Here is a 25,608-nt window from a genome sequence, read left to right on the forward strand (position 1 = left end):
CCCGGCGTCGTCACCAGGTGACGGGCAGCTCATGCGCTCCATAGATGATCATGTCGCTGCGCATCCGGACCTCCTCCGGGGGCACGGCGAGCCGCAGCCCCGGGAACCTGCGGAGCAGCCCGCGGTAGCCCGACACCAGCTCGATCCTGGCCAGATGCTGTCCGAGACACTGATGGATGCCGTATCCGAAGGCCAGATGGCTGCTGCGGGGACGCCCGACGTCGAGCGTGTCCGGGTCGTCCACCAGTGCCGGGTCCCGGTTGGCCGCCGGGACCGAGACGGCCACGGACTGGCCCGCCTTGATGGTGATACCGCCGACGACCACGTCCTCCAGTGCGATGCGGACGGGGAAGGCGTTGACGATGCTGAGGTAGCGCAGCAACTCCTCGACGGCTGTCGGGAGGAGCGACTCGTCGGCCCGCAGCCGCTCGAACTGCTCGGGCCGGCGCAGCAGGGCGAAGGTGCCGAGGCTGAGCATGTTGGTGGTGGTCTCGTGGCCGGCGATCAGCAGCAGCCCCGCGATCCCGCCGATCTCCACGTCGTTGAGCTCGTCGACGGCGGTCAGCAGGGAGATCAGATCGTCCTGCGGCTCCTTGCGCTTGGCCTCGACCAGTGTGCGCAGGAAGTCGTCGAGCGCGGTCTTCCCGGCGACGAACTCCTCATCGGTGCGGTCCTGGCGGAGCAGTCGCGCGGCGACGGTCTGGAAGAACTCCCGCTCCTCGTATGGCACACCGAGCATCTCGCAGATCACCAGCGAGGGGATGGGGAGGGCGAAGTGCCGCACCAGATCGGCCGGTTTGCCGGCCGCCTCCAACGCGTCCAGCTGGTTGGCAACGATGTCTTCGACGCGCGCTTCCAGCTCGCGCATCCGCCGCACCGTGAAGTACCGCGTGAGTTGTCCCCGGTAGCGGCCGTGCTCCGGCGCGTCCATGGCCAGAAAAGACCCCGCCCCGCTGCTGCGGTCCCGACGGACCGACTCGGGGACCCGTCGCATCGTGTCGTCGCCACGCCAGCGCTCGGCGCTGAACCGGGAATCCCGCAGCACCTCCCGCGCCTCGTGATACCCGGTCACCAGCCAGCCGGCGCTGCCGCCGGCGAACCTCAGCGGGCTGATCGGCGGCCCGGTGAGCAGCGCACGTGCCGGGTTGACGTAGTCGTCCCGCTCGTTCGGATACGAAGGGAGGTCGTGGAGGTCTCGTAGGTCGTCATGGGTCGTGGGCATCGGAGCGTTCACGATGGCTCTCCTTCGTGATTCCTCGAACTTTCCGGGGCGAACGTCCCGGAGCCGTCGGCCGCGGCTTTCGATAGGGAACGCTACCGATAGGGTTCCCTACTGAACAGGGGGACGGATCGGCTACCGTACGGATCTGGCCAGGTTTCCGAACAACTGGGGGAGAGGGGCACACCGATGCCGCCGCAGCGGTCAAAGACCGTGGAAGCGCTGATCGTCGGGGCGGAGCGGGCGTTCTCCGAACGCGGCTTCCACGGGGCCTCGATCGGATACATCTGCCAGTGCGCGGGCAGGACCACCGGGGCCTTCTACTCCAACTACGACAGCAAGCTGAAGCTCTTCCTCGATGTCTTCCGGCGGCACAGCGACCGCACGGCCGACTACATCGGGGAGCGGATCGCCGAGATGGACACCGGACGGGACCTGGCCCCCCAGCTCGCCCGAACCTTCGCCGAGATCTTCAACGGCGAGCACCTGGACGCCCGGTGGGTCTTCATCCACCTCGAATTCCGGCTGATGGCGCTCCGGGACGGCGATGCCGCGGCCGCGCTGGTGGAACACGAGAAGCGGTTCAGCCGCCGCATCGGCACCATGCTGGACGGGCTGTTCGATCGGGCCGGCCACCGGCCCGCCCTGCGAGGCACCGAACTGGCCACGCTGCTCGGCGCGATGACGCGGGGCATCAAACTGGACCGGGGCATCTACGCGATGGGCGGTGTCGACGACCCCCTGTCGGCCGACCAGGTGGCGAGCGCCCTGGAGGGCCTGTTCCGCTCGGTGGACTGAGTCCGCGGCCACGTCATGCGCGTCGTCGTCCGCTTGGCCACCGCGGCCGTGGGCCGTCCACCGCGGCCGTTGCCCGCCCGCGGTGGCCTGAGCGTGCCTGAGGTCAGCCCGACCGGCGGAAGCTGTCGACCGGACCGCCGAAGCCGCCCTCGGGACCCTTCCAGTTGATCGCCAGGGCGTTGTCGCCCTTCATCCCCACGGTGCCCTCGCCCCGGCCGCCGTCGCTGCCGCCCTTGCACGACAGGGTCAGGGAAGGCTCGTCCTCGCCGCGCTTCTGACCGGACTTCAGCGTGCCGGTGCAGTCGAGCTTCGGGCCCTTCGCCGCGACCTTGCCGTCCGCGATGGTGAGGGTCTCCAGGGCGTCGTCGGACTTCGCCGCCACGATGGACTTCCAGGACCCGGCCGAACGCTCGATGATCGTGCGCCGGCCCGCCGGGCTCGAACTCGGCGACTGCTGGGCGGCCTGAGTGGCTTCGCCGCTCGGCTTCGATTCCTTCTTCCCGTCGTCACTGTCTCCGCAGCCGCTGACGACAAGACCGACGATGACCGAAGTGACCGCCATGTGCACTGCCTTGCGCACGTGATCTCCTTTTCCCCGTTCAATTGGGCACGTCAACCTAACAGCCCCGCCACGACCCCCACGCAGCGCCCTGGCCTGCGCGGACACTTCCTCATCCGGCAGGCCCGCCCCACGGAACCGGCCCGATGTCCACGGCACTTCACGAGGCCCCGTGAACCGGTCATAAAGTACGGCGGGGTGCGCGGACCGCCGATCGGTCCGCGCGGCATGACGCACCGCGGGGGGTGGGAGGAGCACTGCTGTGGAGGCACGGGCGCGCACCGGTCGGCTGGACGAGTTGCTGTACGAGGTGCGGCGGCAGATGAGCCGGGGGACCGGGGCGGATCCGCGGGCGGTGCTCGACTGGCTGGGCCGGCAGATCGACGCCGATGTCGCGCTGGTCGGGAGCGCGGGTGCGGTCGAGACCTCCACCGCGCGCTTCCCGCGCCAGATCCTGCCCTCGCTCAGGCCGACGCTGTCCCGGCTGGCCGGTGGTCAGATGGCCGCGGCGGTCACCGAGAGCGGCGCCTTTCAGGTGCGTCTGGAGGCGCTCGGTCCGCGCGCGCCACGACCCGTCCTGGTGGTGGCATGCACCTCGGCGCCCACCCGCGAAGCGGCGTCGCTGGTCTCGCACGCCGGGAGCCTCATCGCGCTCCTGGACCGGGCGCAGGATGCGGACACCACCTTCCGCGGCTATCAGTACAAGGCGCGGCAGCTGCGGTTCGCCGTGTTCAGCGCCCTGCTGGCGGGAGACCTCACTCTGGCCCGCCGGATGACCACCGGCGCCGTCCCCGCGCTGCTGGACGCCGAACGGCTGCGCGTCTATCTGCTGCGCTGCCCTCCGGAGGACCGGGACCGGCTGGCGCAGACCTACCAGGACGGATCGGGCTATCACGGCACGGGCCTGATGGTGCACTGCCCGGCCTTCGAGGAACACCTCATCTGTCTCGTCGCCGACGGGTCCGACAACGAGTCCGCCGACAAGGCCACCGATGAGGCGGACGGTGAGGCCACCGACGTTTCGCGCGACGCCTCCGCCGACGGCCCCGAGGTGACCCACGGCCACGGCACGGTGCTGCGCCGCCTGGTGCGGGACAACCCGCACTACGCGCTGGGTATCAGCAGCCCGTATCCACTCGGCGCGACGGCCGAGGCATACGGGCAGGCCCTGCACGCCCTGGCCGCGGCGCGCCATACGCCCGAGCGGGTGGCCGCCTACCTCGGCCGGACTCCACTGGTGCCGCTGCTGCCCCGCACGGAGGCTGGCACCTGGGCCCGTGCCCTGCTGCGGCCACTGGGGTCCACCCCGAGGGCTACCCTCGACATCACCCGGCTCGCCGTCACCTTCCCCCGGTCCGCCGTGGCCCGGCTGCTGGACATCAGCCGCAACACCGTTTCCCACCACCTCAGCCGGGTGGAGACGACCCTCGGCCTGGACCTGGGCGATGTGCGCACCCGGGCCTCCCTCGATCTGGCCTTCTGTCTTGCCGGAGGGCAGCCGGACGGCGGCTTCGGCGCCGAGCGCGGGCGGCCGGAGCCCACCCTGGACGAGCTGTTCCGCACCGAGCCCGCACACGCCTGGGCGCGGGAATTCCTCCACCCGCTGTACAGCACCCGTGGCCGCGATCTGTACGCCACCCTGCGCGCCTGGATCGACGCGAACACCGACGCCCAGCGGACCGCCCGCCATCTCGGTCTCAGCCGGAACACCGTCAGGGCCCATCTGCGGGCCGCCGAACACCTGCTCAGCCGCGACCTGCTCACCACCGGTTCCGGGATCCACGACCTGGTGCACGCCCTGCACATCACCGGGCTCCAGCCGGCGGAATGACTGCGCACCGTGCACATGTCGCGGGCCCGCGATGCGCACCGTGCACCGTTGCCCGCTCCGGTGATCCGCTCTACCGTCACTCCTGCCGCGCAGCGCGGGAACGAAGCCTCGCCTCCCAGCGTGACGCCGGTCTGTATCACCACGAGGGGAGTGATGCAGGCCGGCGCCGTCCGGTGCTCACAGCTCCGAGGGCTTCTTTCCCGCGGTGGGCGCGGTGCCCGCTCGGGGGCGTGCCGGTCCACGTCCCCGGGTGACGGCGAGCACCGCACCCGAGAGCAGCACCAGGGCGCCCAGCGCCTGCAGACCGCCGAAGGACTCGCCCAGGAAGAGCATGGCGCACCCGGTGTTGATCACCGGGACCATGAACATCATCAAGGACGCGGACGCGGGACCCACCGCGCCCACTCCCCGGTAGTAGAGGAGATTGGCGACGGCGGCCGGGCCGATGGCGAGGAACACCACGTTCAGCCAGAGGCCCGCCGGCAGCCCGCTCCAGTGCGTATCGCCGAGATCGGGGGCGGCGAGTGCCCCCAGCAGCACCGCCCCCGCACAGGTCGCGTAGGTCGTGGCACGCAGCGGATCGACACCGGCCAGCACCCGGGGCCCGATGAGCGTGTACGCGGCCCAGCACACCGCGCTGAGCAGATAGAGCAGATCGCCCGACAGCCGGGTGGCGCCGCCGTGCGCGCTGCCGCCCGCGCCGAAGAAGAACAGCACCGCTCCGGCGAGCCCGAGCGCGAGCCCCGCCAGCCGCGCAGCGGAGGGCCGGTCACGGCCGGTGACCAGGAGAAAGGCGCTGGTGAGCACCGGACTCAGAACGGGGATGAGGATTCCCGCGTCGAGCGAGGGTGCCAGCGACAGCCCCCAGAAGAAGAAGCCGTTGTAGGCGAACACCCCCAGCAGGCCCGCGAGCGCGGCCCGCCCGCCGCCACGCGCGGAAACCGGGGCGGCCGGTCTGCCGAAGAGTGCCACGGCCGCCAGCAGGGCGACCGCCCCGCCGCCGAAGCGCAGCAGCGCCGCCACGGTGTGCGGCATCTGGGCGACCACCGACTTGGAGCTGGAGAAGGCGCTGCCCCACAGCAGCATGGTGATCGTGAGCAGGAGATACGGGCTCTTCCAGCCCTTGTTCTCAGGCATGCCCCGACCCTGGCCCCCGGCCTCGCCTCCGGTCTTGAACGCTGGTGCGCCTGCGCCCCCGTAGCGCCACCCTGTCCGATCCGTGAGGAATACCCCTTCCCAGGGTGTGGAACCGAGTAGGTGTCACCCGTGGCGCACAAGCCTCGGCGGGCACCCGTGACACGGACCGTCCACGACGGTTCCCGCTTCGGAAGGTGGTAGGTGGTTCCGTTGAACACCGCTGATCAGGAGACACCCGGCGAGCGCAAGGAGTTCCGCCGATCCGGGCCGCACTTCGCCGACCGGATCACCGCCGACGGCCGGGACGGCTGGCCGGTGGAGGCCGGGCGCTATCGGCTGGTGGCCAGCCGGGCCTGCCCGTGGGCGAGTCGGGCGCTGATCTCACGGCGGCTGCTCGGGCTGGAGCCGGCCCTCTCGCTGGCCATCACCGATCCCATCCAGGACGAGCGCAGCTGGCGCTTCACCCTGGACCCGGGGGACCGGGACCCGGTGCTGGGCATCGCCTTCCTCAGTGAGGCGTACGACGCCCGCGAGACCGGATATCCGGGCGGGGTGAGCGTGCCCGCGGTCGTGGACGTCCCCAGTGGAGTGCTGGTCACCAACGACTTCCACCGGATCACCGTGGACCTCGCCACCGAATGGACCGCCCTCCAGCGCGAGGGCGCCCCGGACCTGTACCCCGAGGCCCACCGCGACGAGATCGACGACGTGGCGGAGGGGGTCTACCGCGATGTGAACAACGGTGTGTACCGGGCGGGCTTCGCCGAGCACCAGGACACCTACGACGACGCGTACCGACGTCTCTTCGCCCGCCTCGACGAGCTGTCCGAGCGGCTGTCCACGCGCCGCTATCTGGTCGGCGACACCATCACCGAAGCCGACATCCGGCTGTTCACCACGCTGGTCCGCTTCGACGCCGTCTACCACGGCCACTTCAAGTGCAACCGCAACAAGCTCAGCGAGGATCCGGTGCTGTGGGCCTACGCCCGTGACCTCTTCCAGACACCGGGTTTCGGGGACACCGTCGACTTCGACCACATCAAGCGCCACTACTACCGGGTGCACACCAACATCAACCCCACCGGCGTCGTTCCGCTCGGCCCCGATCTCTCCGGCTGGCTGACGCCGCATCACCGTGAGGAGCTGGGCGGACGCCCGTTCGGCGACGGCACCGCGCCCGGACCGGTGCCGGACGGCGAGGTGGTGCCGGAGGAGGGCCGGGCGGCCTGAAGTCGCACATGTCGTATTCCCGTGCCATCCCGCCCTCACATGCGGCCTTGTTCGCCCGGTCTTCAAGTGATCGGCACACCTGTTACACAGACGCCATGTGTGCCACCCGACTCATGCGCCACCTCGGCCCCGGCCCTGGCGGTCCGACCCGAAATGACGCGCGTCACATCGCCCGAGGGATGCGATGCCACGTGAGGTCGGTGGCCTTTCTGTGAGGGAACGGCGCCGATGAGGTGCGCAAATGTGTCCGCCGTGTGATCTGAAAGTGGCGGAATGCCCGGTTCCGGACCGCGGGTGATTCGCCGCGTGGCGGGCCCCGTGGTTACATCCCTTCCGCGCTCAGGCATTTCACGGAGCCCGGATTCCTCCGGACATCCCGTGTTCATGCCGCGGGAGCTGATTCCCCTCGGTTCCCGTGCGCTGTTGCAAGCTCAACGAGACGTTCACCCAAGGGAGACGCAGCAATGAACAACGCGCCCAAGGTCGCGACCCAGGAGATCTCCGACGCCGAGTTGGACAACGTGGCGGGCGGGATCGGCAGCCCCGTGGGCGACGTCCTCGGCACCGTCGACTCCGTCACCGGCCCGGTGACCGGCGCCCTCGGCACCGTGACCGGCACGGTTGACGGCCTCACCGGCCTGAACACCACCGGCATCGTCGGTGGGGTCGTCGGCACCCTCTGAGGCTGATTTACCGCTCCCCTGTGCCCCGGGCCTGCCTGGTCCGGGGCACTCGGCGGTCCGTGGCCCCCTTTGATCACTCCCTTCGCGGCTGAGGAAAGACTCTCGTGCAGTTCCGCCAGCAGGCCCTCTCCAAGCTGCAGTCGGCAGAGGACATCGACCTGCCGGTGCGCTACGCCCGCCCCCAGGGATGGCTGGCGCTGGCGGTCACGATGGCGGTCATGGCCGGTGCCGCCGTATGGGCCGTCACCGGCACCGTGTCCAACACCCTTGATGCCACCGGGATCCTCACCCACGGCCAGGGCAGCTATGTGCTGCAGAGCCCGATCGCCGGTCAGGTGACCTCCGTCCTCGCCCAGGAGGGCAGCACCCTCCCGGCGGGCGCACCGCTGCTGAAGGTCCGCACCACCCGTGGCACCACGGTCGTGCGCACCATCGCGGGCGGCCGGCTCACCACTCTCACCGCCTCGATCGGCTCCGTGCTGAACACCGGCGCCAACGTCGCCTCCGTGGAGCGGGTCGGCCACTCCGACGATCCCCTGGTCGCGACCCTGTACATCCCCGCGGACCGGGCGGCCTCGGTGCGGCCGGGCGCGCCGGTCGACCTCAGTGTGCAGTCAGCGCCCACGCAGACCTACGGTGTGCTCCGCGGTGAAGTGCGGGCCGTCGGCCGGACCGCCCAGTCGAGCCAGCAGATCGGCTCCTACCTCGGCAGCGAGCAACTCGGCGAGGAGTTCTCGAAGCACGGCCCGCCGGTCGCCGTCCAGGTGCGCCTCGAACGCAACCGCGGCACCCGCTCCGGCTACCGCTGGTCGTCCCCCGAGGGCCCGCCGTTCGCCCTCGGCTCCATGACCCTGACCAGCGGCACCGTCCACCTGGCCGACCAACATCCCAGCGATTGGCTGCTCCCGTGACCGCGACGAACCAGGGCGGACCGCCCCGGCCCGCACCCGCCGGAAGCAGCGGAGCGCGCCGCCCCCAGCCGACCCGCGGACGGCGCCGCGCCCCACGCGGCGGAGCCGGGCCGAGGAAGACCCGGCGCCGGACCGTGCGCACCCCCACCGTGCTCCAGATGGAGGCCCTGGAGTGCGGTGCGGCGTCGCTCGCCATGGTGCTCGGCCACTACGGGCGCCATGTGCCACTGGAGGAACTGCGGATCGCCTGCGGTGTCTCCCGGGACGGATCGCGCGCCAGCAATCTGCTCAAGGCGGCCCGGAGCTACGGTCTGCGCGCCAAGGGCATGCAGATGGAGCCCGAGGCCCTCGAGGAGGTCCGGGCCCCGGCGATCCTGTTCTGGGAGTTCAACCACTACGTCGTCTACGACGGCATGGGGCGGCGGTTCGGCAAGCGCGGCGTCCACATCAACGACCCCGACAAGGGACGCCGTTTCGTCCCCGTCGAGGAGTTCGACACCAGCTTCACCGGTGTGGTCCTGGTCCTCGAACCCGAGGAGTCCTTCCGCCGGGGCGGGCGCCGTCCCGGGGTGCTGGGCGCCCTGCCGCCGCGCATGCGCGGCACCACGGGCACCCTGCTGGCCTCGCTGCTGGCCAGCCTGCTGCTGGTGGCGGTGGGGGCCGCGGTCCCGGCGCTCAGCCGCACCTTCATCGACACCTTCCTGATCGGCGGCCAGGACTCGACGCTGGAGCCGCTGTTCGCGTCCATGGCCGTGGCGGTGGTGCTCACCGCCGTGCTGACCGGCGTCCAGCAGGCGAATCTGCTGCGCGGACGCATCATCTCCTCCACCCTCAGCAGCGCGCGGTTCCTGCGGCATCTGCTGCGGCTGCCCGTCACCTTCTTCGCCCAGCGCAGCCCGGCCGACCTGGTCCAGCGGCTGCGCTCCAACGACACCGTCGCCGAAACCCTCGCCCGCGACCTGGCCGCCGCGGCCGTCGACGGGATCGTCGTGGTGCTCTACGCCTTTCTGCTGTGGACCTACGACCCCCAACTCACCCTCGTCGGCGTCGGGTTGGCGCTGCTCAACGTGGTGGCGATACGGGTGGTGGTGCGGCTGCGGGCCACCAGGACCCAGAAGCTGCGGGCCGACACCGCGCGGCTGACCACCACCTCGTACACCGGTCTCCAGCTCATCGAGACGGTGAAGGCCACGGGCGGGGAGACCGGCTACTTCCGCCGCTGGGCCGGACAGCACGCCATCACCCTGGAGGAGCAGCAGCGCCTCGGCGTGCCGAGCGCCGTACTGGCCGTGGTCGCCCCCACCCTCGCCACGCTCAACAGCGCCCTCATCCTCTGGATCGGCGGACTGCGGGCCGTCGAGGGCCATATATCCATCGGTCTGCTGGTGGCCTTCCAGGCACTGGTGACCCGCTTCACCGCGCCCATCACCCGGCTCAACGGAGTGGCCGGACGCATCCAGGACTTCTCCGCCGATGTGACCCGGCTCAAGGACGTGGAGAACTTCCCGGTGGACTCCCTCTACACCCGCGACGAGCCGCGCGAGGACACCCGCCGGCTGACCGGGCAGGTGACGCTGGAGAACATCACCTTCGGCTACAGCCCGCTGGACGAACCGCTGCTGCGCGACTTCTCGCTGTCCGTCGGCCCCGGCCGCCAGGTGGCGCTGGTCGGCGCCTCCGGCAGCGGCAAGTCCACCGTCTCCCGGCTCGTCTCCGGCCTCTACGCCCCCTGGGAGGGGGTCATCCGCATCGACGGACAGCGCTTGGAGGACATCCCCCGCGGTGCGCTGGCCGCCTCGGTCTCCTTCGTCGACCAGGACGTCTTCCTGTTCGAGGGCACGGTGCGGGACAACGTGGCGCTGTGGGACCCGTCGATCCCGGACGAGGCGGTGGTGGAGGCCCTGCGGGACGCCGCGCTCTACGACGATGTGATCACACGGCGCCCGGAGGGGATCCACTGCCGGGTGGAGCAGGACGGCCGCAACTTCTCCGGCGGCCAGCGGCAGCGGCTGGAGATCGCCCGCGCCCTGGTGCGCCGCCCCAGCGTGCTTGTCCTGGACGAGGTCACCAGCGCCCTGGACGCGCGGACCGAGCAGATCGTCATGGACAACCTGCGCCGCCGCGGCTGTGCGTGTGTGGTGATCGCCCACCGGCTCAGCACCGTGCGGGACAGCGACGAGATCCTCGTCCTGAACCGCGGCACGGTCGTCGAACGCGGACGCCACGAGGACCTCGCCGCCGCCGGAGGCCCGTACGCCGAGCTGATGAAGGAGCACTGACATGGCGTCCGTTCACCCGGCCGCGGCGGTGGCCGCGGACGGCGGCGACGCGGTGGTCCAGGCGCTGGGCGCCCTCGGTACTCCCGTCGACTGCGCCGGGCTGCGCAGCCTCCCGCTGGAGGGCCCGCAGGTGCTCTGGCTCGTCGTCGGCGGGGCCCTGGACCTGTTCGCGGTCGACGCCGCCGAGGAGGGGCAGTGGCACTTCCTCGGCCGGCTGGAGGCGGGCGCCGCGCTCCCGGGCCCGGTCGAGGGGCCACGCCACACCCTGCTGGGCCGGCCCTCGCAGGACTGCCTGGTGCGCCGCATCCCGCTGCGCGAGCTGTACCGCCCGGAGGCGTACGACGCGTACGGTACGGACCAGACCCACGACTCGTACGCCACCTACGGGGGCGGATTCCAGGACACCCCGCCCACCCCGCTGGAGCACGCCGTGGCGCTCGGGGTGAGCCGCAGTCTCGGCGTCCTCTTCCAGGCCCCGCTGGACGGCGGAGCAGCGCCCGAGGCGGAGGCGGCCGACGAGGACCTGCTCTGGCTGCCGGTGCCGCCCGGCAGTGTCCGCTATGGAGCCGAGTACAGCGCCCAGGCCGCCGGTGACCTGCTGATCGACGGCTCGCTGTGGCAGCGGATGGTCAATCAGCAGTACCGCCTCGGCACCGCCGTGGACCGCTGGATCGAGACCATGGATCGGGCCCACGCGGACCGCACCGCGGCCGGCATCCGGGCCGGTGAGGCCGTGCGCACCCGGGCCGACCAGGCGCTGATCGCCTCCATCGGAGGGCAGCGGCGGGAGCGGCGGCCGTCGGAGGAGAGCACCGACGACGCCGTGCACGCGGTGTGCCGCCGGGTGGCCGAGGCCGCCGGGATCACCCTGCCCGAGCCGCCGAGGGGCCGCGACACCGAGGACCGCACGGACCCGGTGGAGCGCATCGCCGCCCATGCCCGGATCCGCACCCGCGCCGTCCGGCTGGAGGGCGGCTGGTGGCGGGAGGACGCCGGGCCGCTGGTGGGCTACCGCGCCAAGTCCGGCGCCCCGGTGGCGCTGCTGTGGCGGCGCGGCCGGTACGAGGCGGTCAACCCCGCCTCGGGCCTGCGGATCCGCGTCGGCGGGGGCAACGCGGAGGAGTTCGAGCCGCGGGCCGTGATGTTCTACCGTCCGCTGCCCGACCGGCCGATGACGATGTGGCGGCTGATGCGCTTCAGCGTGCGCGGCTCCGCCGGGGACGTCCGCAACCTCCTGATCGCCGGGCTGGTGACGGTGGCGCTCGGCGCGCTGGTGCCGCTCGCCACCGGCCAGGTGCTGGGCGGCTTCGTGCCCCGTGCCGAGAAGAGCCCCATCGTCCAGATCTCCCTGGCCCTGATCGTCTCCAGCGTCGTCGCCGCCGCCTTCATGCTGCTGCAGAACCTGACCCTGCTGCGTCTCGAGGGGCGGCTGGAGTCCACCCTCCAGCCCGCGGTGTGGGACCGGCTGCTGCGGCTGCCCACCACCTTCTTCGCCCAGCGCTCCACCGGAGAGCTGGCCAGCGCGGCGATGGGCATCAGCACCATGCGCAGGGTGCTGTCCGGGATCGCCCCGACGGTCCTCCAGGCCGGCACCGTGGGCGCGATGAACCTCGCCCTGCTGCTGTACTACAGCGCGTCCATGGCGCTCGCGGTGATCGCCGTACTGCTGGTGGTCTCCGCGGTCTTCCTCGGGATGGGGCTGTGGCAGGTGCGCTGGCAGCGACGGCTGGTGGAGAGCGAGAACAAGCTCAACAACCAGGCGTTCCAGACCCTGCGCGGGCTGCCCAAGCTCCGCGTCGCCGCGGCCGAGAACTTCGCCTACGCGGCCTGGGCCCGCGGCTTCGCCCACTCCCGCGATCTGCATCAGCGCACCGGGCGCATCAAGAACCTCACCCAGGTGCTGGACGCGGTCTACCTTCCGCTGGTCTCCCTCACCGTGTTCATGCTGCTGGCCGGTCCGGCGCGGGGCAGCATGTCGGCAGGGGCCTTTCTGACCTTCAACACCTCCGTGACCATGCTGCTCACCTCCCTTACGCAGCTCACCAACGCCCTGGTCTCGGTGGTCGCGGTGCTGCCCATGTTCGAGCAGGTCAAGCCGATCCTGGACGAGCCGCCCGAGGTCCGCGGCGGCAGCGCACAGCCGGGGATGCTTTCCGGCGACCTCCGTGCCAGAAACCTCACCTTCCGCTACGGCGACGACGGGCCGCTGGTGCTCGACGATGTGTCACTGGAGATCCGGCCGGGCGAATTCGTGGCCGTCGTCGGTCCGAGCGGCTGTGGCAAGTCGACCCTGCTGCGATTGCTCATCGGCTTCGAACGGCCGGTGTCCGGCAGCGTGCTCTACGACGGCCAGGACCTCGCCGCCCTCGACCAGGCGGCCGTGCGCCGCCAGTGCGGGGTGGTCCTCCAGAACGCCCAGCCCCTGGGCGGCACGGTGCTCGACTGCATCCGCGGCGCCGAGCCGTTCACCCCCGAGGAGGCCATGGAGGCCGCCGAACTGTCGGGTCTGGCCGAGGACATCCGCCAGATGCCCATGGGGCTCCAGACCATGATCTCCGGCAGCGGCGCCATCTCCGGCGGCCAGCGGCAGCGACTGATGATCGCCCAGGCCCTGATCCGCCGTCCGCGCGTCCTCTTCTTCGACGAGGCCACCAGCGCCCTGGACAACGAGACCCAGCGCATCGTCATCGACAGCACCCGCCGTCTCCACGCCAGCCGGCTGGTGATCGCGCACCGGTTGTCGACCGTCATGGACGCCGACCGCGTGCTGGTCATGGAGGACGGCCGGATCGTGGAGCAGGGCGCCCCGGCCGAGCTGATGGCCATCCCGGGCGGAAAGCTGCACGAGCTGGTGCGGCGTCAGATGACCTAGTCAGGCCCCGCGGTGCTATGGGGCAGCCGGGCTGGCGGCCTCCTCCTCGGCCTTGTGCGGCTGGGTCACCGGGCCGGGCCTGCCCCGCAGCGGGACTTCCTGGACGCACAGGGCGGCGATGAAGGCCACGGTGCAGACGACGGCCGCGGTCAGGAAGATCTGCTGGGTGCCGGTGGCGACCGCGTGGAGATAGCCGTCCCTGGCGGCTTGCGGCAGCCGGGCCAGCGCCGCGGGATCGGGCCGGGCCTCGCCCGTCTCCGTCCCGGCGGGCGCGTGGCCCTGGACGGCGCTGGTGAAGAGGGAACCGAAGACCGCGACGCCCAGGGAGCCGCCGATGGTGCGGAACAGGGTGACCGACGCGGAGGCGGCCCCCATGTCGCGCATCTCCACGCTGTTCTGCGCGATCGTGGTGACCATCTGCATCTGGCAGCCCATGCCCGTGCCCACCAGGGCCATGAAGCACCCGGTGGCGGTGCGGGAGGTGGTGGTGTCCATGGTGGCCAGCAGGAACAGGCCGACGGCCATGCAGACGGTGCCGACGATGGGGAAGATCTTGTACCGGCCGGTGGCGGACATGACCTTGCCGCCGACCTGCGACATGATCACCACGGGGATCATCAGGGGCAGCAGCAGCAGACCGGAGCGGGAGGCGGAGACGCCCTGGACGGTCTGCTGGTACAGCGGCAGATAGAGCGAGCAGCCGAACATGACCACCCCGCCCACCAGGATCAGCGAGGACGCCAGGGCGAAGTTGCGGTGTCCGGTGAAGATGCGCAGGGGCATGAGCGGTTCGGCCGCGCGCCGCTGCCGGGCCACGAAGGCGGCCAGGCCCGCCGCGGCCAGGGCGAACAGCCCCAGGATCTGCCATGAGGCCCATGAATAGGTGGAACCGGCCCAGGTGGCGGCCAGCGTGAGGGCGCAGACGGTGGCCGCCATCATGGTGATGCCCGGCCAGTCGATACGGGCCTTGGCGCGGGTGGCGGGCAGCCGCAGCATCAGCTGACACCAGACCAGGGTGAGGATCCCGAGCGGCAGATTGATGAAGAAGGCCCAGCGCCAGCCGAGATGGCCGGTGACGAAGCCGCCGAGCAACGGGCCGCCGATGGTGCCGATGGCCATGATGGAGGCGGTCATGCCCTGGTAGCGGCCCCGCTCCCGGGGCGGGGCCAACGAGGCGATCAGGGCGAAGGCACCGGCACCGATCCCGCCGGCGCCCAGGCCCTGCAGCGCCCGGAAGGCGATCAGCTGGGTCATCGAGTGGGCCGCGCCGGTCAGCGCCGAACCGATCACGAAGACCACGACGGCGATCAGATACATGTGCTTGCGGCCGTACAGATCGCCGAACTTGCCCCAGACGGGCGTAGAGGCGGCCGTCGCCAGGGTGTAGGCGGTCACCACCCAGGAGATGTGCTCCAGGCCGCCGAGATCGCCGACGACCGTCGGCATTGCGGTGCCGACGATCGTGGAGTCGAGCATCGACAGCAGCATCGCGAGCAGCACACCGAGCAGGGCCAGACGGACGTTTCTCGGGGTGGTCTCCGGCGGGGCGGGACTGCCGGACGGCGGTGCGTCGGATACGGACATGGCTGATCACTTCCTTCTCAACGCGCTCGGCGCGGGGGTGCTCACGGGCCGACCCCGAAAGAGGTCCCGAGCGGGTCGGAGTTCCTGGAAGAGCCGGGCCCCGATCAGAAGAGCACACCGGACAAAAATCCCCGAAGCCCTGCGCGAGCACACGCTGCGGATGCACTCCGACGGCGAGCATGACCCCCGGATGGCACGGTTCGGATTGCGGAGTTCGCTCAAGTTTCCCGGCGGATGCCCTGTGCGGTGGCGCATCGGCACTAGCGTCTGTCGCTATGCGGTGGGCGGGTGTGATCGACAGCGTGACCAGGGCCGTCGGCGGGCCGAAGGGCCGGTGGGAGGCGGGGCCGGGGCGGCATCGGCGCTGGCTGGTGGTGGCCGCCGTCGTGGCGCTCCTCGCTCAGATGGCGGTCGCGATGGTCACCACGGCGGTGGAGCAGACGCCGACCATCGACGAGCCCGTGTACGTCGGCACGGCGGTGAACTCCCTGCACCACCACCGGGTGCGTTACAACCCCGAGCATCCACCGCTGGGAAAGCTCATCATCGCGGCGGGGGCGGCCCTCGCGCGGCCGCACCTCGACGCCGCCTTCGCCGGTGACCAGACGGCGCTCGGGCGGCATGTGCTCTACGAATCGGGCAATGACCCCTGGCGGCTGATGCTGTGCGCACGGCTGCCGATGATCGCGCTGACACTGCTGTTCGGGCTGGTGGTGTTCGCGTTCGCCCGTGAGCTGACCGGACCCGTGGGCGGGGCGGTGGCGCTCGCCCTGTACACCTTCTCGCCGGACATCATCGCGCACGGTTCCCTCGCCACGCTCGACGTACCGGCGGCCGGTTTTCTACTGACCTCGGGCTGGCTGCTGTGGCGGGCGCGGCGGCGGCCACGGCGGTATCTTCCGCTCGCGGCAGTGGCGCTCGGCGCGGCCCTGGCCACGAAGATGAGCATGCTGGCGGCGGTGCCGGTGCTGCTGCTCCTGGCCGTGCTCTCGGCCTGGTACGCCCACCGTACGCACGACCGCACACCGCGCGGCCATGCGCGGTCCCTCGGGATCGGGGTGGCGGCGGCGGTGGCCGTGGCGCTGATCGCGGTGGCCGTGGTGTGGGCCGTCTACTTCCTGGTCGACCCCCGGCTGCGCTGGACGCCCACCGGGCCGGTTCCGGTCGTCCACGGGGTGCGCGGGCTCGCTGTCGAGCTGCTGCCGCTCCCGGAGGCGTACCGCGACGGGATGCGCGTCCAGTTCGGCTTCGAGTACGACACCTGGCACGGCTTTCTGCTCGGTCGCCGCTACCTCGGGTCGCTGTGGTACTACCTGCCCGTCGCGTTGTTGGTGAAGACGCCCCTGGGCATGCTCGCGCTCTGGGCGGCCGGGACCGCCGTGATGCTGGTGGTGCCCCGGCTGCGGCCCGCCGCGCCGTATGTGCTGATCCCCGCGGCCGTGCTGCTGCTCGCCGCCCTGGACGGAGCCCGCAACCTCGGGGTGCGGTACGCCATCTTCCTGCCGATGTTCCTGGCGGTGGCGGCGGCCGGGCTGATGGCCGTGCGGTGGCGCTGGGTGTACGGGGCCACGCTGGCGCTGGTCCTGTTCGTCGCGGTCAGCTCGCTGCGGACGTATCCGTACTATCTGCCGTACTCCAACGAGGCATTCGGCGGGCCGTCCCGGACTCATCTGCGGCTGCATGACTCGAACGTCGACTGGGGGCAGGACCTGGGGCGACTGGCCGACCGCCTCCGGGAGCGATACCGGGGCGAGCGGATCTGGCTCGTCTACAAGGGCGGCGGTGTGCCGTCCGCCTACGGCATCCACGCGTCCGACCCGCGCCGGGCCCGCCCGGCGGAGGTGCGCGGGCTGCTGGTGGTCTCGGACTCCTCGATCGCCCAGGCCACCGGCCGGCTGGTGGCGCTGATCGACGGCAGCGAGCCGATCGACGAGGTCGGCCACTCGATCACCCTCTACCGCCGCTGACCACCCCTGCCATGTCATGACATCTCTCACACCGGGCGCCGTCGTAAAGGGGGTTTAGTGGAGCATATCGACTAGCCGACATAGTGGTTTTATCATCTCTGTCGGAAATGGCCGGTTCCGTGCTATCCCGATCCCCGGTGCTCCGGGCCCGTCGTCCACTCGCCTGGTTGCCGCGATTTCTGATGGGGCGTCGGGCCACCTGAGCACTCCCCGGAACCGGCTCAGCATGTCTCGCCGCAGATCGCAAGCGCCGTCCTCGCTACGAACCCTTGTAGTACGAACACGTGTGTTGCCCCATATGGCGACGACTCCAAGAATGACGGGCCTCAACCGAGTGTGAGGTCACGTATGAGCAAGCACCGCAACAGCACGACGCACCGCCGCAAGATAGCCATCGCCACCCTCGCCGTGGCGGCCGTGGGCATTCCCTCGGCCGCGATGGCACAGTCCGCCACCGCGGGCTCCCCCTCCGCCACCTCCGCGGCCGCCACCGACCAGCAGGAAGTGGTGGATCTCGTCAACAGCGAGCGCAGCAAGGCCGGTTGTCAGCCGCTGACCGTGAACGAGAAGCTGACCAAGGCCGCCCAGGACCACAGCGAGGACATGGCGGCCCACAGCAATATGTCGCACACCGGCTCCGACGGATCCTCCCCGGGTGACCGGATCGAGCGCGCGGGCTACTCCTGGAGCACCTACGGCGAGAACGTGGCCTACGGCTACGAGTCGCCCAAGAGCGTCATGGAGGGCTGGATGTCCAGCCCCGGCCACAAGGCCAACATCCTGAACTGCGACTTCAAGGAGATCGGCGTCGGCGTGGCGCAGCCCGGCCACTACTGGACGCAGGACTTCGGCGCCGCCCGGTAGTTCATCCCTCCCGAGCCGGGTACAGCCGGCCCAGTCCCAGCGCCGCCGGTGGCGGCAGGGGGCGGGCCGGCTCGGCCCGCCCCGCCTCGAAGGACCGCAAGAGGTGGGCCACCAGCCGCCGGGACGCGGCCGGTGCGGTCGCCGCGTCGCCGATGACACCTCGGTTGGCCATGAAGACGAGGGTCAGATCGGACACGTCGAAGTCCTGGCGCAGCCGTCCCGCGGCCTTGGCGCGCCGGACCACCTCGGCGAAGCCGTCTTCGATACGCGAGCGCTCCCGCTCGAAGCCGACCGCGTCGGGGAACGATGAGAGGAGCGCGTCGTTGAACTCCCGGTCGTGCGCCTGCGAGGCACACACCGACTCGATGGTCCGGCGGAAGCCCCGCCACGCATCCTCGTCGGCCAGGGCGTCGTCGACGATCGCCGAACAGGCGGCGAACTCATCCGAGAACACCGCCGTGACCAGTGCCTCGCGGGTGGGGAAGCGCCGGTAGAGCGTGGCCACCCCGACCCGGGCGTGACGGGCGATGGTGGCCATCGGCACATCGACCCCGCGCGAGACGAACAGCGCCCGGGCCGTCTTGAGGATGCGTCGGCGGTTGGACTCCGCGTCGGACCGCAGCCCTGAGCTCTGGACGGCCGGATCCCTGGTGGCGGGCGCTATGTGAGAGACGCGGGAAGGCATGTTTCTTACATTACGCCGACCCGGCGGTTCGACCCTTTGTGCGCATTAGCGTGGCGGCCACCCCGATGTGCGAAAGGGACGATGAGGGCGATGAGTGAGATGCGCGCGGCGCGGTACGACCGGTACGGACCTCCCGAGGTGCTGTACGAGGGCACGCTGCCCAAGCCGGTGGCCGGTCCGCGGGAGGTGCTGGTGCGGGTGCACGCCACGAGCGTGAATGGCGGCGAGCTCTCGGGCCGGGCGGGCAAGCTGAAGCTGGTGACCGGGCGGAAGTTCCCCAAGGGCACCGGCATCGACATCACCGGGGAGATCGCCGAGGTCGGTTCCTCCGTGGGTCATCTCGCGGTGGGCGACCGGGTGTGGGGGGCGACGCCGCGCGGGACGTTCGGGGCGGCCGCCGAGTACGTGGCCGTCCGGCCACGTCAGCTCTCCTTCGCGCCAGACGGTATCGATCTGGTCCGGGCCGCTGCCCTGCCCGGAGTCGGCACCACGGCCATCACGGCGCTGCGCGACAAGATCGGCCTGAGGAGCGGCGAGCGACTGCTGGTGCGCGGGGCGGCCGGCGGTGTCGGCAGCGTCGCCGTGCAGCTCGGACACGCGCTCGGCGCCCGTGTCACCGCGCTCGCCGGAGCGAAGGCGCTCGACCTCGTCCGGGAGCTCGGAGCCGATGAGGCGCATGACTACCGGACCACCGGGCCGACCGCCCTCGGCCCCTTCGACGCCGTACTGGACACAGTGGGCACCGGTCTCGGTGCGTATCGCGGGCTGCTGGCGCCCGGCGGTCGCATGGTGTCCATCGCCTTCGACGCAGACCGTCCGCTGTCTTCGCTGGGCTCCATCCTCATCTCCACCCTGCACGGCTCACGGCGGGTGCGGGCCTTCTCCGGCAATCCCACGCATGAGCTCTTCGCGGACCTTGCCGCGTATGTGGAGAAGGGGGCCATCCGGCCGGTCATCGACACCGTCCATCCGCTCTCCGGTGTGGGAGAGGCCCACCGCGCCATGGAAGCCGGCGGTGTCCGCGGCAAACACGTCATCCAGGTGGTGTGAGGCCATAAAACAGAGAAACGCCCCGGCTGCCTTGACGGCCGGGGCGTTTCTCAGCGTATATTGGGGATTTCCATGTGCCAATGAATTTATGGCATAGGGAAACCTGATGAAGTCATCGTATCCCGGCGGGAGTCGAATTGTCAAACGAGGAATGGGACCGTGAGCAAGAATTCCTTGATCTGCTCAACGGGCGCCTCGCCGAGCTCAGGGCACGAGCCGAGGAGTCGGTGACCGAAGCGCTGTCCTTGGAAGGCACCACCTTCCAGGCTCGGCTGGAGCGCGATGTGCTGGTGGCCGAGCGGTCCGGTCTGCTCGCCGCGTTCGAGGCGGGGGAGCGGGGGCTGTGTTTCGGCCGGCTGATGTTCCGCGACGGCCGTGACCACCACATCGGCCGTATCGGCATCCGGCGCGATGACGAGGACCGCACCCCGCTGGTCATCGACTGGCGGGCCGATGTGGCACGTCCGTTCTATCTCGCCACCGGGCACACCCCCATGGGGTTGCGCCGCAGGCGCCACATCACCACCGAGGGCCCCAAGGTCACCGGGTTGCACGACGAGATCCTGGATCTCGCGGACACCATACGGACCGGGCATGAGGGGTCCGACGCGGACGCCGTACTGCTCGCCGCGCTCGATGCCGCGCGCACCGGCCGGATGCACGACATCGTGCAGACCATCCAGGCCGAACAGGACCAGATCATCCGCGCCCCGCACCACGGCGTCCACGTCGTCGAGGGCGGCCCCGGCACCGGGAAGACCGTCGTGGCGCTGCACCGCGCCGCGTATCTGCTCTACGCGCAGCGGGAGTTGCTGGCCCGTCGCGCGGTGCTGATCGTCGGGCCCAACCCGGCGTTCCTCGGCTATATCGGGGAGGTGCTGCCCTCGCTCGGCGAGACCGGCGTGCTCCTCGCCACGCTCGGCGAACTCTTCCCCGGGGTGACGGCCACCGGCACCGACACCCCCGAGGCCGCCGAGGTCAAGGGCCGCGCGGAGATGGGGGATGCCCTGGCCCGCTTCGTACGGGACCGGCAGACGCTGCCCGACCCCGCGATCGTGATCGACCACGACGACGGCGAACTGGTGCTGGACCGGGACATCGCGTCCGAAGCCGGCCACAAGGCCCGGGAGACCGGGCTGCCGCACAACCTCGCCCGTCCGCACTTCGCCTTCCGTGTCATCGACGACCTCACCGATCAGCTCGTCGACCGGATCGGCGCGGACCCCTACGGCGGGCCCAACCTCCTCGGCGCGGACGACGTGGCCCAACTCGGCAAGGCGATCGCGGTCAACCCCGAGGTGCACGCCGCCATCGATCAGCTGTGGCCGGCCCTCACCCCGCAGCAGCTCGTGGCCGACTTCCTCAGCGACCCCGCCCACCTCTCCGACGCAGACGCCGCCGCGATCCGCCGCACCGACGGCGAGTGGACCCCCGCCGACGTCCCGCTGCTGGACGAGGCCGCCGAACTCCTCGGCCACGACGACTCGGCGGCCCGCGCCGCCGCGGAGGCCGAGCGCCAGGAGCGCATCGACTACGCACAGGGCGTGCTCGATCTCTCCTACGGCTCCCGCACCCTGGAGTTCGAGGACCGCGACGACGAGGAGTCGGAGGTGCTGGCCGCCCATGACCTCATCGACGCCGAACGGCTGGCGGACCGCTCCGAGGAGCGCGACCACCGCAGCGCCGCCGAACGCGCCGCCGCCGACCGCACCTGGGCCTTCGGCCACATCATCGTGGACGAGGCCCAGGAGCTGTCCGTGATGGCGTGGCGGCTGCTGATGCGGCGCAGCCCGACCCGTTCGATGACACTGGTCGGCGACCCGGCGCAGACCGCGGAACCGGGCGGCTGCGGCTCCTGGTCCTCGATCCTGGAGCCGTACGTGGGCGACCGCTGGGAGCACACCCGGCTCGGTGTCAACTACCGCACCCCCATCGAGATCATGGAGATCGCGGCGCGGGTGGCCCGCACCGTCGACCCGGCCTTCCAGCCGCCGCGCTCGGTCCGCGCCACGGGGGTGCGGCCCTGGGCGGAGCACACCGGTGATCTGCCCGGTGCGGTGGCCGCGGCCGTGGCGCGGGAGACCCGCACCGAGGGCCGTCTCGCGGTGATCGCCCCGGGGGACCGCCTTGACGCGCTGTCAGCCGCTCTCCCGGAGGCGTCCACCGGCCGGTCCCCGGATCTGACCAGGGCGGTGGTGCTGCTCGACCCCCGGCAGGCCAAGGGGCTGGAGTTCGACACGGTGATCGTGGCCGAGCCCGGGGAGTTCGGCACCAGCGACCTCTATGTGGCGCTCACCCGGGCCACCCAGCGGCTGGGCGTGGTGCACACCGGGCCACTGCCGGAGGGGCTGCGCGACCTGACGGACCTGTCCGAGCTGATCGACCCGTCCGAGCCGACGGACCCCTCCGAGCCGGCCGACCTGGCCGATCACGAGGGGTCCGACGGCTCCGCGGGGACGGTGATGTCGCGGAACTCCGCCCGGGCGTCCTCGGTGTAGGCGCCCACACTCCCCGCCGCGTACGGGCGTTCCCGGTCGGTGAAGCCCACCACCTGACGGTCGTCCACCGACACCGTCATCCGCGGACCTTGCTGCCGGACCCGTACGTCCGACCAGTCGCCGACCCGGAAGGGGCGGGTGCCGGTGGCCAGGAACCGCTGCCCGCCCCGATAGGCCGGGTCCCGTTTGCCCAGCTCCCAGCCATTGGGCTTGAGCGCCACATAGTAGAAGTGCTCCGGGTCGGTGTAGGCCCACACCAGCCACGCCACTTCCCATGGATTGGGCTCGGGTGTGCGCAGCTGCTTCGCCGTGCGCATCCGGGCCCGGAAGTCCAGGCGCTCGTAGCGGGCGGTGGAGACCACCAGACAGGCGTGGGTACGGTCCTCACGGCGGGCCGCCCGCGGAGTGAGCGTCAGCTCGTCCACCCCGCCGACGTTCCCGCCGTAGCCGTGGAACACCGACCGCCACGGGCCGTGCACCGAACCGTCCCGCCAGGTCCTGACGTTCTCCGGCGGCCGTTCACGGTCCCATACGCCGGACAGCGCGAGCGCCCCGACCACCACGAGGACGATGGCCAGCACCAGCCCCCCGGCCCGCCACCAGGTGCGCCCTCGTAACGACGTCATGCCACCGGATCATACGAGCCGGCCGCGTCGCGCCGTGCGGTGTTCACCGCCTCCTGCTGTCCGAAGTCCTCGGTGAGCCGGGCCATGATGCGGTCGGCGGCCCGCCCGTCGCCGAAGGGATTTCCCGCCCCCGCCATCCGCGTGTACTCCTCCGGATCGTCCAGTAACCGCCCGGCGGCGGTGAGGATCGCCTCCGGGTCCGTGCCCACCAGCCGAGCCGCCCCCGCCTCGACCGCCTCGGGGCGCTCGGTGGTGGTCCGCAGTACCAGCGCGGGCTTGCCGAGGCTCGGGGCCTCCTCCTGCAGTCCGCCGGAGTCGGTCAGCACCAGATCGCAGTCGGCGAGCGTGGCGGCGAAGTCCAGATAGTCCAGCGGATCCATCATCCGCACCCCCGGATGGCCGTCCAGCTCCGGCAGCAGGGCCTCCCGCACCGCGGGGCTGCGGTGCAGCGGCAGCACGATCTCCACATCGCCGCGGTCGGCCAGCCGGCGCAGCGCCGCGCCCATCGCCCGCATCCGCTCCCCCTGGTTCTCCCGGCGGTGCAGGGTCAGCAGCACCTTGCGGTGCGCGGTGCGGAAGGCGCTGTGCCCGGCGCCCTCCTTCAGCACCCACAGCAGGTTGTCGATGACCGTGTTGCCGGTGGTGATCACCTGCTCCGGCGGTACGCCCTCGGCCCTGAGCTGGGCGGCCGACCGGTCGGTGGGGGCGAAGTGCCAGCGGGCCACCCGGCCGATCATCCGCCGGTTGAGCTCCTCGGGAAAGGGGTTGTCCAGGACGCCGGTGCGCAGCCCCGCCTCGACATGAGCCACCGGTATCCGTTCGTAGAACGCGGCCAGCGCACCGCACAGCGCCGTGGTGGTGTCGCCCTGGACCACCACCAGATCCGGCCGTTCGGCGCGGATCACCGTGCCCAGTCCGTCCACCAGCCGCGCGGTCAGCTCCGACAGCCGCTGCCGGTCCCGCATCACGGCCAGGTCGGTCTTCACTCCGACGCCCAGCAGACCGAGCATCTGCTGCAGCATCTCGCGGTGCTGACCGGTGGTCACCACCACCGGCTGGAACAGCGTGGAGGCGGCCATCGCCCGGACCACCGGGGCCAGTTTGATCGCCTCCGGGCGGGTGCCGAGCACCAGCATGGTGCGGACGGTGCGGGGCGGACGCGGCGCGGAGGGCTCGTCCATGGACAGGGACACGGGTCTGCCAATGAGGGACATGGGTCTCCTTGACGAGAGGAGCGAAATGAAGCGGAGCGAAAAGGAAGGAGCTGCACAAGCGGGTGGCGCAGGGGGTGTGGGAAACCGGCGGTGCATGAGGTATGTCAGCGGTGCGTGCGGTGCGTCAGCGGTGCATGAGGTGCCGAGGCCGTGCGTGAGGGTCAGCTGCGGGCGGTCTTGAGCCAGGTGCGCTTTCCGGTGACGGCCCGCCACAACCCCCACCAGCCCGCGGCGAACCAGATGTAGCCGTAGATCACGAAGATGTGGCCGAGCAGTACCGCGTGGAGCGTGCCGAGCGAGGATTCGCGCCGGCGGTAGACGAAGCCGTAGATCCAGGCCGCGGTGAACGAGAGCAGATACGGGCCGAGGAACCACATGGTGGAGACCAGTGGCCGGCCGGCCTGGAGGGAGCCGGCGATCGTGCCGAGGACCGCCACCAGGAAGGACAGCGGCAGCAGTGAGGTGAGCAGGATCAGCACCGGGCTGGACAGGTGGTAGATGAGGTCCATCGCGGCCCGGCCGGGCACCTCCCGCAGGATCAGCGGGACCAGGTTGGCCGACTGCAGATGCCCCTGGAACCAGCGGGACCGCTGGCGCACCAGCCGCCGCAGATCCAGTACGGCCTGCTGGGAGACGGCCGCCGTGGTGCAGTGCTGATTGGTCCAGCCCCGGGCGATCAGCCGCACCCCGAGGTCCAGGTCCTCGGTGAGGCTGTCGCTCCAGGGGTCCTCGCCCAGCGAGTCGAGCGCGGACAGCCGCATGAACTGGCCGTTGCCGCCCATGCCGACGCTGCCGATGAACCGGCGGGCGCTTTGGAAGATGTCGCCGTAGACGACGAACTCCATGTCCTGCATCCGGGCCAGCAGCCCCGCCCGGCGGTTGTACATCCGGACGCCGATCTGGGTGGCCCCGGTCCGCGGGTCGTTGAAGAACGGGTCGACCGCCTGGATGACATGCGGGTCAAGGCGGCCGTCCGCGTCCACCACACAGACGATGACATCGTCCGGGTCGCGGCCGCCGAGCAGCCCCGAGGCGCGCAGCAGTCGCACACCGTCGTTGAGCGCGGCGCCCTTGCCGAGGCGGGCGCCCGGCAGCTTGCGCTGATGGAGCCACACCCGCTCGGGGTCCGCGGACCGGGCGATCTCGGCGGTCCGGTCGTCGGAGGCGTCGTCGATGACAAGGGCGACGCACTTTCCGGCTGGCAGGGCGGTGATTCGCGCAAGGCTTTCGGCCAGCACTTTCTCCTCGTTCAGGCAGGCGAGCAGAAAGACATAGAAGCGTTGTTCACCGGAGCCGGAACGGTGCGGCAGCCGGCGGCGGGACAGCAGGAACAGACCGAAGTTGTAGGTTCCGGCCATCACGATGATGGCGACGCTGGCCCATATCAGGGGCTCATCGGTCACGTCCGGTCCACCGCGGACAGGTCCTCGGCCCCGGGGGCCCTGGAACCGGTCGCGGAGGGACGGGCACGTAATCGTATTCGAGCCAGCAACAGGCCGAAAACAATCAGGCAGTACAACAGGAATCCTGCCCCGGCGGCTGCCTGCAAAGCCCTGGCAACCGGAATTCCAGGAATCATTTCCGGCGCCGCGGCCAGGCCG

Annotated in this window: 18 protein-coding genes and 1 pseudogene; 11 read left to right on the forward strand and 8 right to left on the reverse strand. The window is 71.0% G+C overall.

Going from position 1 to position 25,608, the window contains the following annotated elements; all coding sequences use genetic code 11:
• Nucleotides 1–10 precede the first annotated feature (10 nt).
• The gene (locus tag ACFYOY_RS27840) at nucleotides 11–1,234 is read right to left on the reverse strand and encodes a cytochrome P450 (protein ID WP_351884887.1); all 1,224 of its coding nucleotides are present in this window, start codon (nucleotides 1,232–1,234) and stop codon (nucleotides 11–13) included.
• A gap of 174 nt (nucleotides 1,235–1,408) precedes the next feature.
• On the opposite strand from ACFYOY_RS27840, the gene ACFYOY_RS27845 reads away from it, so the two are divergent.
• Nucleotides 1,409–2,017 (forward strand): TetR/AcrR family transcriptional regulator, encoded by a 609-nt coding sequence (locus tag ACFYOY_RS27845; protein ID WP_351884889.1) that lies wholly within the window; start codon nucleotides 1,409–1,411, stop codon nucleotides 2,015–2,017.
• A 103-nt stretch (nucleotides 2,018–2,120) separates the two neighbouring features.
• Here the strand turns inward: ACFYOY_RS27845 and ACFYOY_RS27850 are convergent, their stop codons facing one another.
• The gene (locus ACFYOY_RS27850) at nucleotides 2,121–2,597 is read right to left on the reverse strand and encodes a hypothetical protein (RefSeq protein ID WP_388590292.1); all 477 of its coding nucleotides are present in this window, start codon (nucleotides 2,595–2,597) and stop codon (nucleotides 2,121–2,123) included.
• 241 nt (nucleotides 2,598–2,838) lie between these two features.
• On the opposite strand from ACFYOY_RS27850, the gene ACFYOY_RS27855 reads away from it, so the two are divergent.
• Nucleotides 2,839–4,407 carry a helix-turn-helix domain-containing protein gene (locus tag ACFYOY_RS27855; protein ID WP_351884895.1) on the forward strand — a complete coding sequence of 523 codons (1,569 nt, stop codon included), beginning with the start codon at nucleotides 2,839–2,841 and terminating at the stop codon, nucleotides 4,405–4,407.
• A gap of 177 nt (nucleotides 4,408–4,584) precedes the next feature.
• On the opposite strand, the gene ACFYOY_RS27860 is transcribed toward ACFYOY_RS27855, so the two are convergent.
• Complete coding sequence (locus tag ACFYOY_RS27860; protein ID WP_388590294.1) at nucleotides 4,585–5,544, reverse strand: DMT family transporter; 960 nt, start codon at nucleotides 5,542–5,544, stop codon at nucleotides 4,585–4,587.
• Between the two features lie 210 nt (nucleotides 5,545–5,754).
• Between ACFYOY_RS27860 and ACFYOY_RS27865 the strand changes: the two genes are divergently transcribed.
• The 5 genes from ACFYOY_RS27865 to ACFYOY_RS27885 all read left to right on the forward strand — a co-directional run bounded on the left by ACFYOY_RS27865 (nucleotide 5,755) and on the right by ACFYOY_RS27885 (nucleotide 13,519).
• Nucleotides 5,755–6,774 carry a glutathione S-transferase family protein gene (locus ACFYOY_RS27865; RefSeq protein WP_388590296.1) on the forward strand — a complete coding sequence of 340 codons (1,020 nt, stop codon included), beginning with the start codon at nucleotides 5,755–5,757 and terminating at the stop codon, nucleotides 6,772–6,774.
• Nucleotides 6,775–7,238: 464 nt separating this feature from the next.
• On the forward strand, nucleotides 7,239–7,457 hold the full coding sequence (locus ACFYOY_RS27870) for a hypothetical protein (protein ID WP_078638564.1): 219 nt from the start codon (nucleotides 7,239–7,241) through the stop codon (nucleotides 7,455–7,457).
• A gap of 104 nt (nucleotides 7,458–7,561) precedes the next feature.
• The gene (locus tag ACFYOY_RS27875) at nucleotides 7,562–8,368 is read left to right on the forward strand and encodes an HlyD family efflux transporter periplasmic adaptor subunit (protein ID WP_351884904.1); all 807 of its coding nucleotides are present in this window, start codon (nucleotides 7,562–7,564) and stop codon (nucleotides 8,366–8,368) included.
• On the forward strand, nucleotides 8,365–10,647 hold the full coding sequence (locus tag ACFYOY_RS27880) for an NHLP family bacteriocin export ABC transporter peptidase/permease/ATPase subunit (protein WP_388590298.1): 2,283 nt from the start codon (nucleotides 8,365–8,367) through the stop codon (nucleotides 10,645–10,647). Before ACFYOY_RS27875 ends, ACFYOY_RS27880 begins: the two co-directional genes overlap by 4 nt.
• Nucleotide 10,648: 1 nt before the next feature.
• Nucleotides 10,649–13,519, forward strand: a complete 2,871-nt coding sequence (locus ACFYOY_RS27885) for an NHLP bacteriocin export ABC transporter permease/ATPase subunit (protein ID WP_388590300.1) — start codon at nucleotides 10,649–10,651, stop codon at nucleotides 13,517–13,519.
• 15 nt (nucleotides 13,520–13,534) lie between these two features.
• Here the strand turns inward: ACFYOY_RS27885 and ACFYOY_RS27890 are convergent, their stop codons facing one another.
• Nucleotides 13,535–15,103 carry an MDR family MFS transporter gene (locus ACFYOY_RS27890; RefSeq protein WP_388590302.1) on the reverse strand — a complete coding sequence of 523 codons (1,569 nt, stop codon included), beginning with the start codon at nucleotides 15,101–15,103 and terminating at the stop codon, nucleotides 13,535–13,537.
• A gap of 275 nt (nucleotides 15,104–15,378) precedes the next feature.
• Here ACFYOY_RS27890 and ACFYOY_RS27895 point away from each other — a divergent pair, with 275 nt between their 5' ends.
• Together ACFYOY_RS27895 and ACFYOY_RS27900 are read left to right on the forward strand one after the other, a co-directional pair.
• Complete coding sequence (locus ACFYOY_RS27895) at nucleotides 15,379–17,070, forward strand: phospholipid carrier-dependent glycosyltransferase (RefSeq protein WP_351884913.1); 1,692 nt, start codon at nucleotides 15,379–15,381, stop codon at nucleotides 17,068–17,070.
• 507 nt (nucleotides 17,071–17,577) lie between these two features.
• A pseudogene (locus tag ACFYOY_RS27900) lies at nucleotides 17,578–17,934 on the forward strand (CAP domain-containing protein); the annotation flags it as partial.
• A 1-nt stretch (nucleotide 17,935) separates the two neighbouring features.
• Here the strand turns inward: ACFYOY_RS27900 and ACFYOY_RS27905 are convergent.
• On the reverse strand, nucleotides 17,936–18,619 hold the full coding sequence (locus ACFYOY_RS27905) for a TetR/AcrR family transcriptional regulator (protein ID WP_351884916.1): 684 nt from the start codon (nucleotides 18,617–18,619) through the stop codon (nucleotides 17,936–17,938).
• Between the two features lie 90 nt (nucleotides 18,620–18,709).
• Between ACFYOY_RS27905 and ACFYOY_RS27910 the strand changes: the two genes are divergently transcribed.
• Together ACFYOY_RS27910 and ACFYOY_RS27915 are read left to right on the forward strand one after the other, a co-directional pair.
• Complete coding sequence (locus ACFYOY_RS27910) at nucleotides 18,710–19,669, forward strand: NAD(P)-dependent alcohol dehydrogenase (protein WP_388590305.1); 960 nt, start codon at nucleotides 18,710–18,712, stop codon at nucleotides 19,667–19,669.
• Nucleotides 19,670–19,806: 137 nt separating this feature from the next.
• Nucleotides 19,807–22,167, forward strand: coding sequence for a HelD family protein (locus tag ACFYOY_RS27915; RefSeq protein ID WP_388590307.1), 2,361 nt, complete (start codon nucleotides 19,807–19,809; stop codon nucleotides 22,165–22,167).
• Here the strand turns inward: ACFYOY_RS27915 and ACFYOY_RS27920 are convergent.
• The 3 genes from ACFYOY_RS27920 to ACFYOY_RS27930 all read right to left on the reverse strand — a co-directional run bounded on the left by ACFYOY_RS27920 (nucleotide 22,098) and on the right by ACFYOY_RS27930 (nucleotide 25,410).
• On the reverse strand, nucleotides 22,098–22,793 hold the full coding sequence (locus ACFYOY_RS27920; RefSeq protein WP_351884925.1) for a family 16 glycoside hydrolase: 696 nt from the start codon (nucleotides 22,791–22,793) through the stop codon (nucleotides 22,098–22,100). The two genes, ACFYOY_RS27915 and ACFYOY_RS27920, sit on opposite strands and share 70 nt — an antisense overlap.
• Nucleotides 22,790–24,007 carry a non-hydrolyzing UDP-N-acetylglucosamine 2-epimerase gene (gene wecB, locus ACFYOY_RS27925; RefSeq protein ID WP_351884928.1) on the reverse strand — a complete coding sequence of 406 codons (1,218 nt, stop codon included), beginning with the start codon at nucleotides 24,005–24,007 and terminating at the stop codon, nucleotides 22,790–22,792. The genes ACFYOY_RS27920 and wecB overlap by 4 nt, the downstream gene beginning before the upstream one ends.
• A 161-nt stretch (nucleotides 24,008–24,168) precedes the next feature.
• On the reverse strand, nucleotides 24,169–25,410 hold the full coding sequence (locus ACFYOY_RS27930; RefSeq protein ID WP_351884931.1) for a glycosyltransferase family 2 protein: 1,242 nt from the start codon (nucleotides 25,408–25,410) through the stop codon (nucleotides 24,169–24,171).
• Nucleotides 25,411–25,608 lie beyond the last annotated feature (198 nt).

This window comes from Streptomyces sp. NPDC007875, from assembly GCF_042868035.1.
Classification (GTDB): Bacteria; Actinomycetota; Actinomycetes; order Streptomycetales; family Streptomycetaceae; genus Streptomyces; species Streptomyces antimycoticus.

Coding starts and splice junctions, on each gene's coding strand:
- ACFYOY_RS27885 (WP_388590300.1), top strand. CDS start 10,649: ATGGCGTCCGTTCACCCGGCCGCGGCGGTGGCCGCGGACGGCGGCGAC.
- ACFYOY_RS27895 (WP_351884913.1), top strand. CDS start 15,379: ATGCGGTGGGCGGGTGTGATCGACAGCGTGACCAGGGCCGTCGGCGGG.
- ACFYOY_RS27860 (WP_388590294.1), bottom strand. CDS start 5,544: ATGCCTGAGAACAAGGGCTGGAAGAGCCCGTATCTCCTGCTCACGATC.
- ACFYOY_RS27905 (WP_351884916.1), bottom strand. CDS start 18,619: ATGCCTTCCCGCGTCTCTCACATAGCGCCCGCCACCAGGGATCCGGCC.
- ACFYOY_RS27890 (WP_388590302.1), bottom strand. CDS start 15,103: ATGTCCGTATCCGACGCACCGCCGTCCGGCAGTCCCGCCCCGCCGGAG.
- wecB (WP_351884928.1), bottom strand. CDS start 24,007: ATGTCCCTCATTGGCAGACCCGTGTCCCTGTCCATGGACGAGCCCTCC.
- ACFYOY_RS27910 (WP_388590305.1), top strand. CDS start 18,710: ATGAGTGAGATGCGCGCGGCGCGGTACGACCGGTACGGACCTCCCGAG.
- ACFYOY_RS27920 (WP_351884925.1), bottom strand. CDS start 22,793: ATGACGTCGTTACGAGGGCGCACCTGGTGGCGGGCCGGGGGGCTGGTG.
- ACFYOY_RS27870 (WP_078638564.1), top strand. CDS start 7,239: ATGAACAACGCGCCCAAGGTCGCGACCCAGGAGATCTCCGACGCCGAG.
- ACFYOY_RS27845 (WP_351884889.1), top strand. CDS start 1,409: ATGCCGCCGCAGCGGTCAAAGACCGTGGAAGCGCTGATCGTCGGGGCG.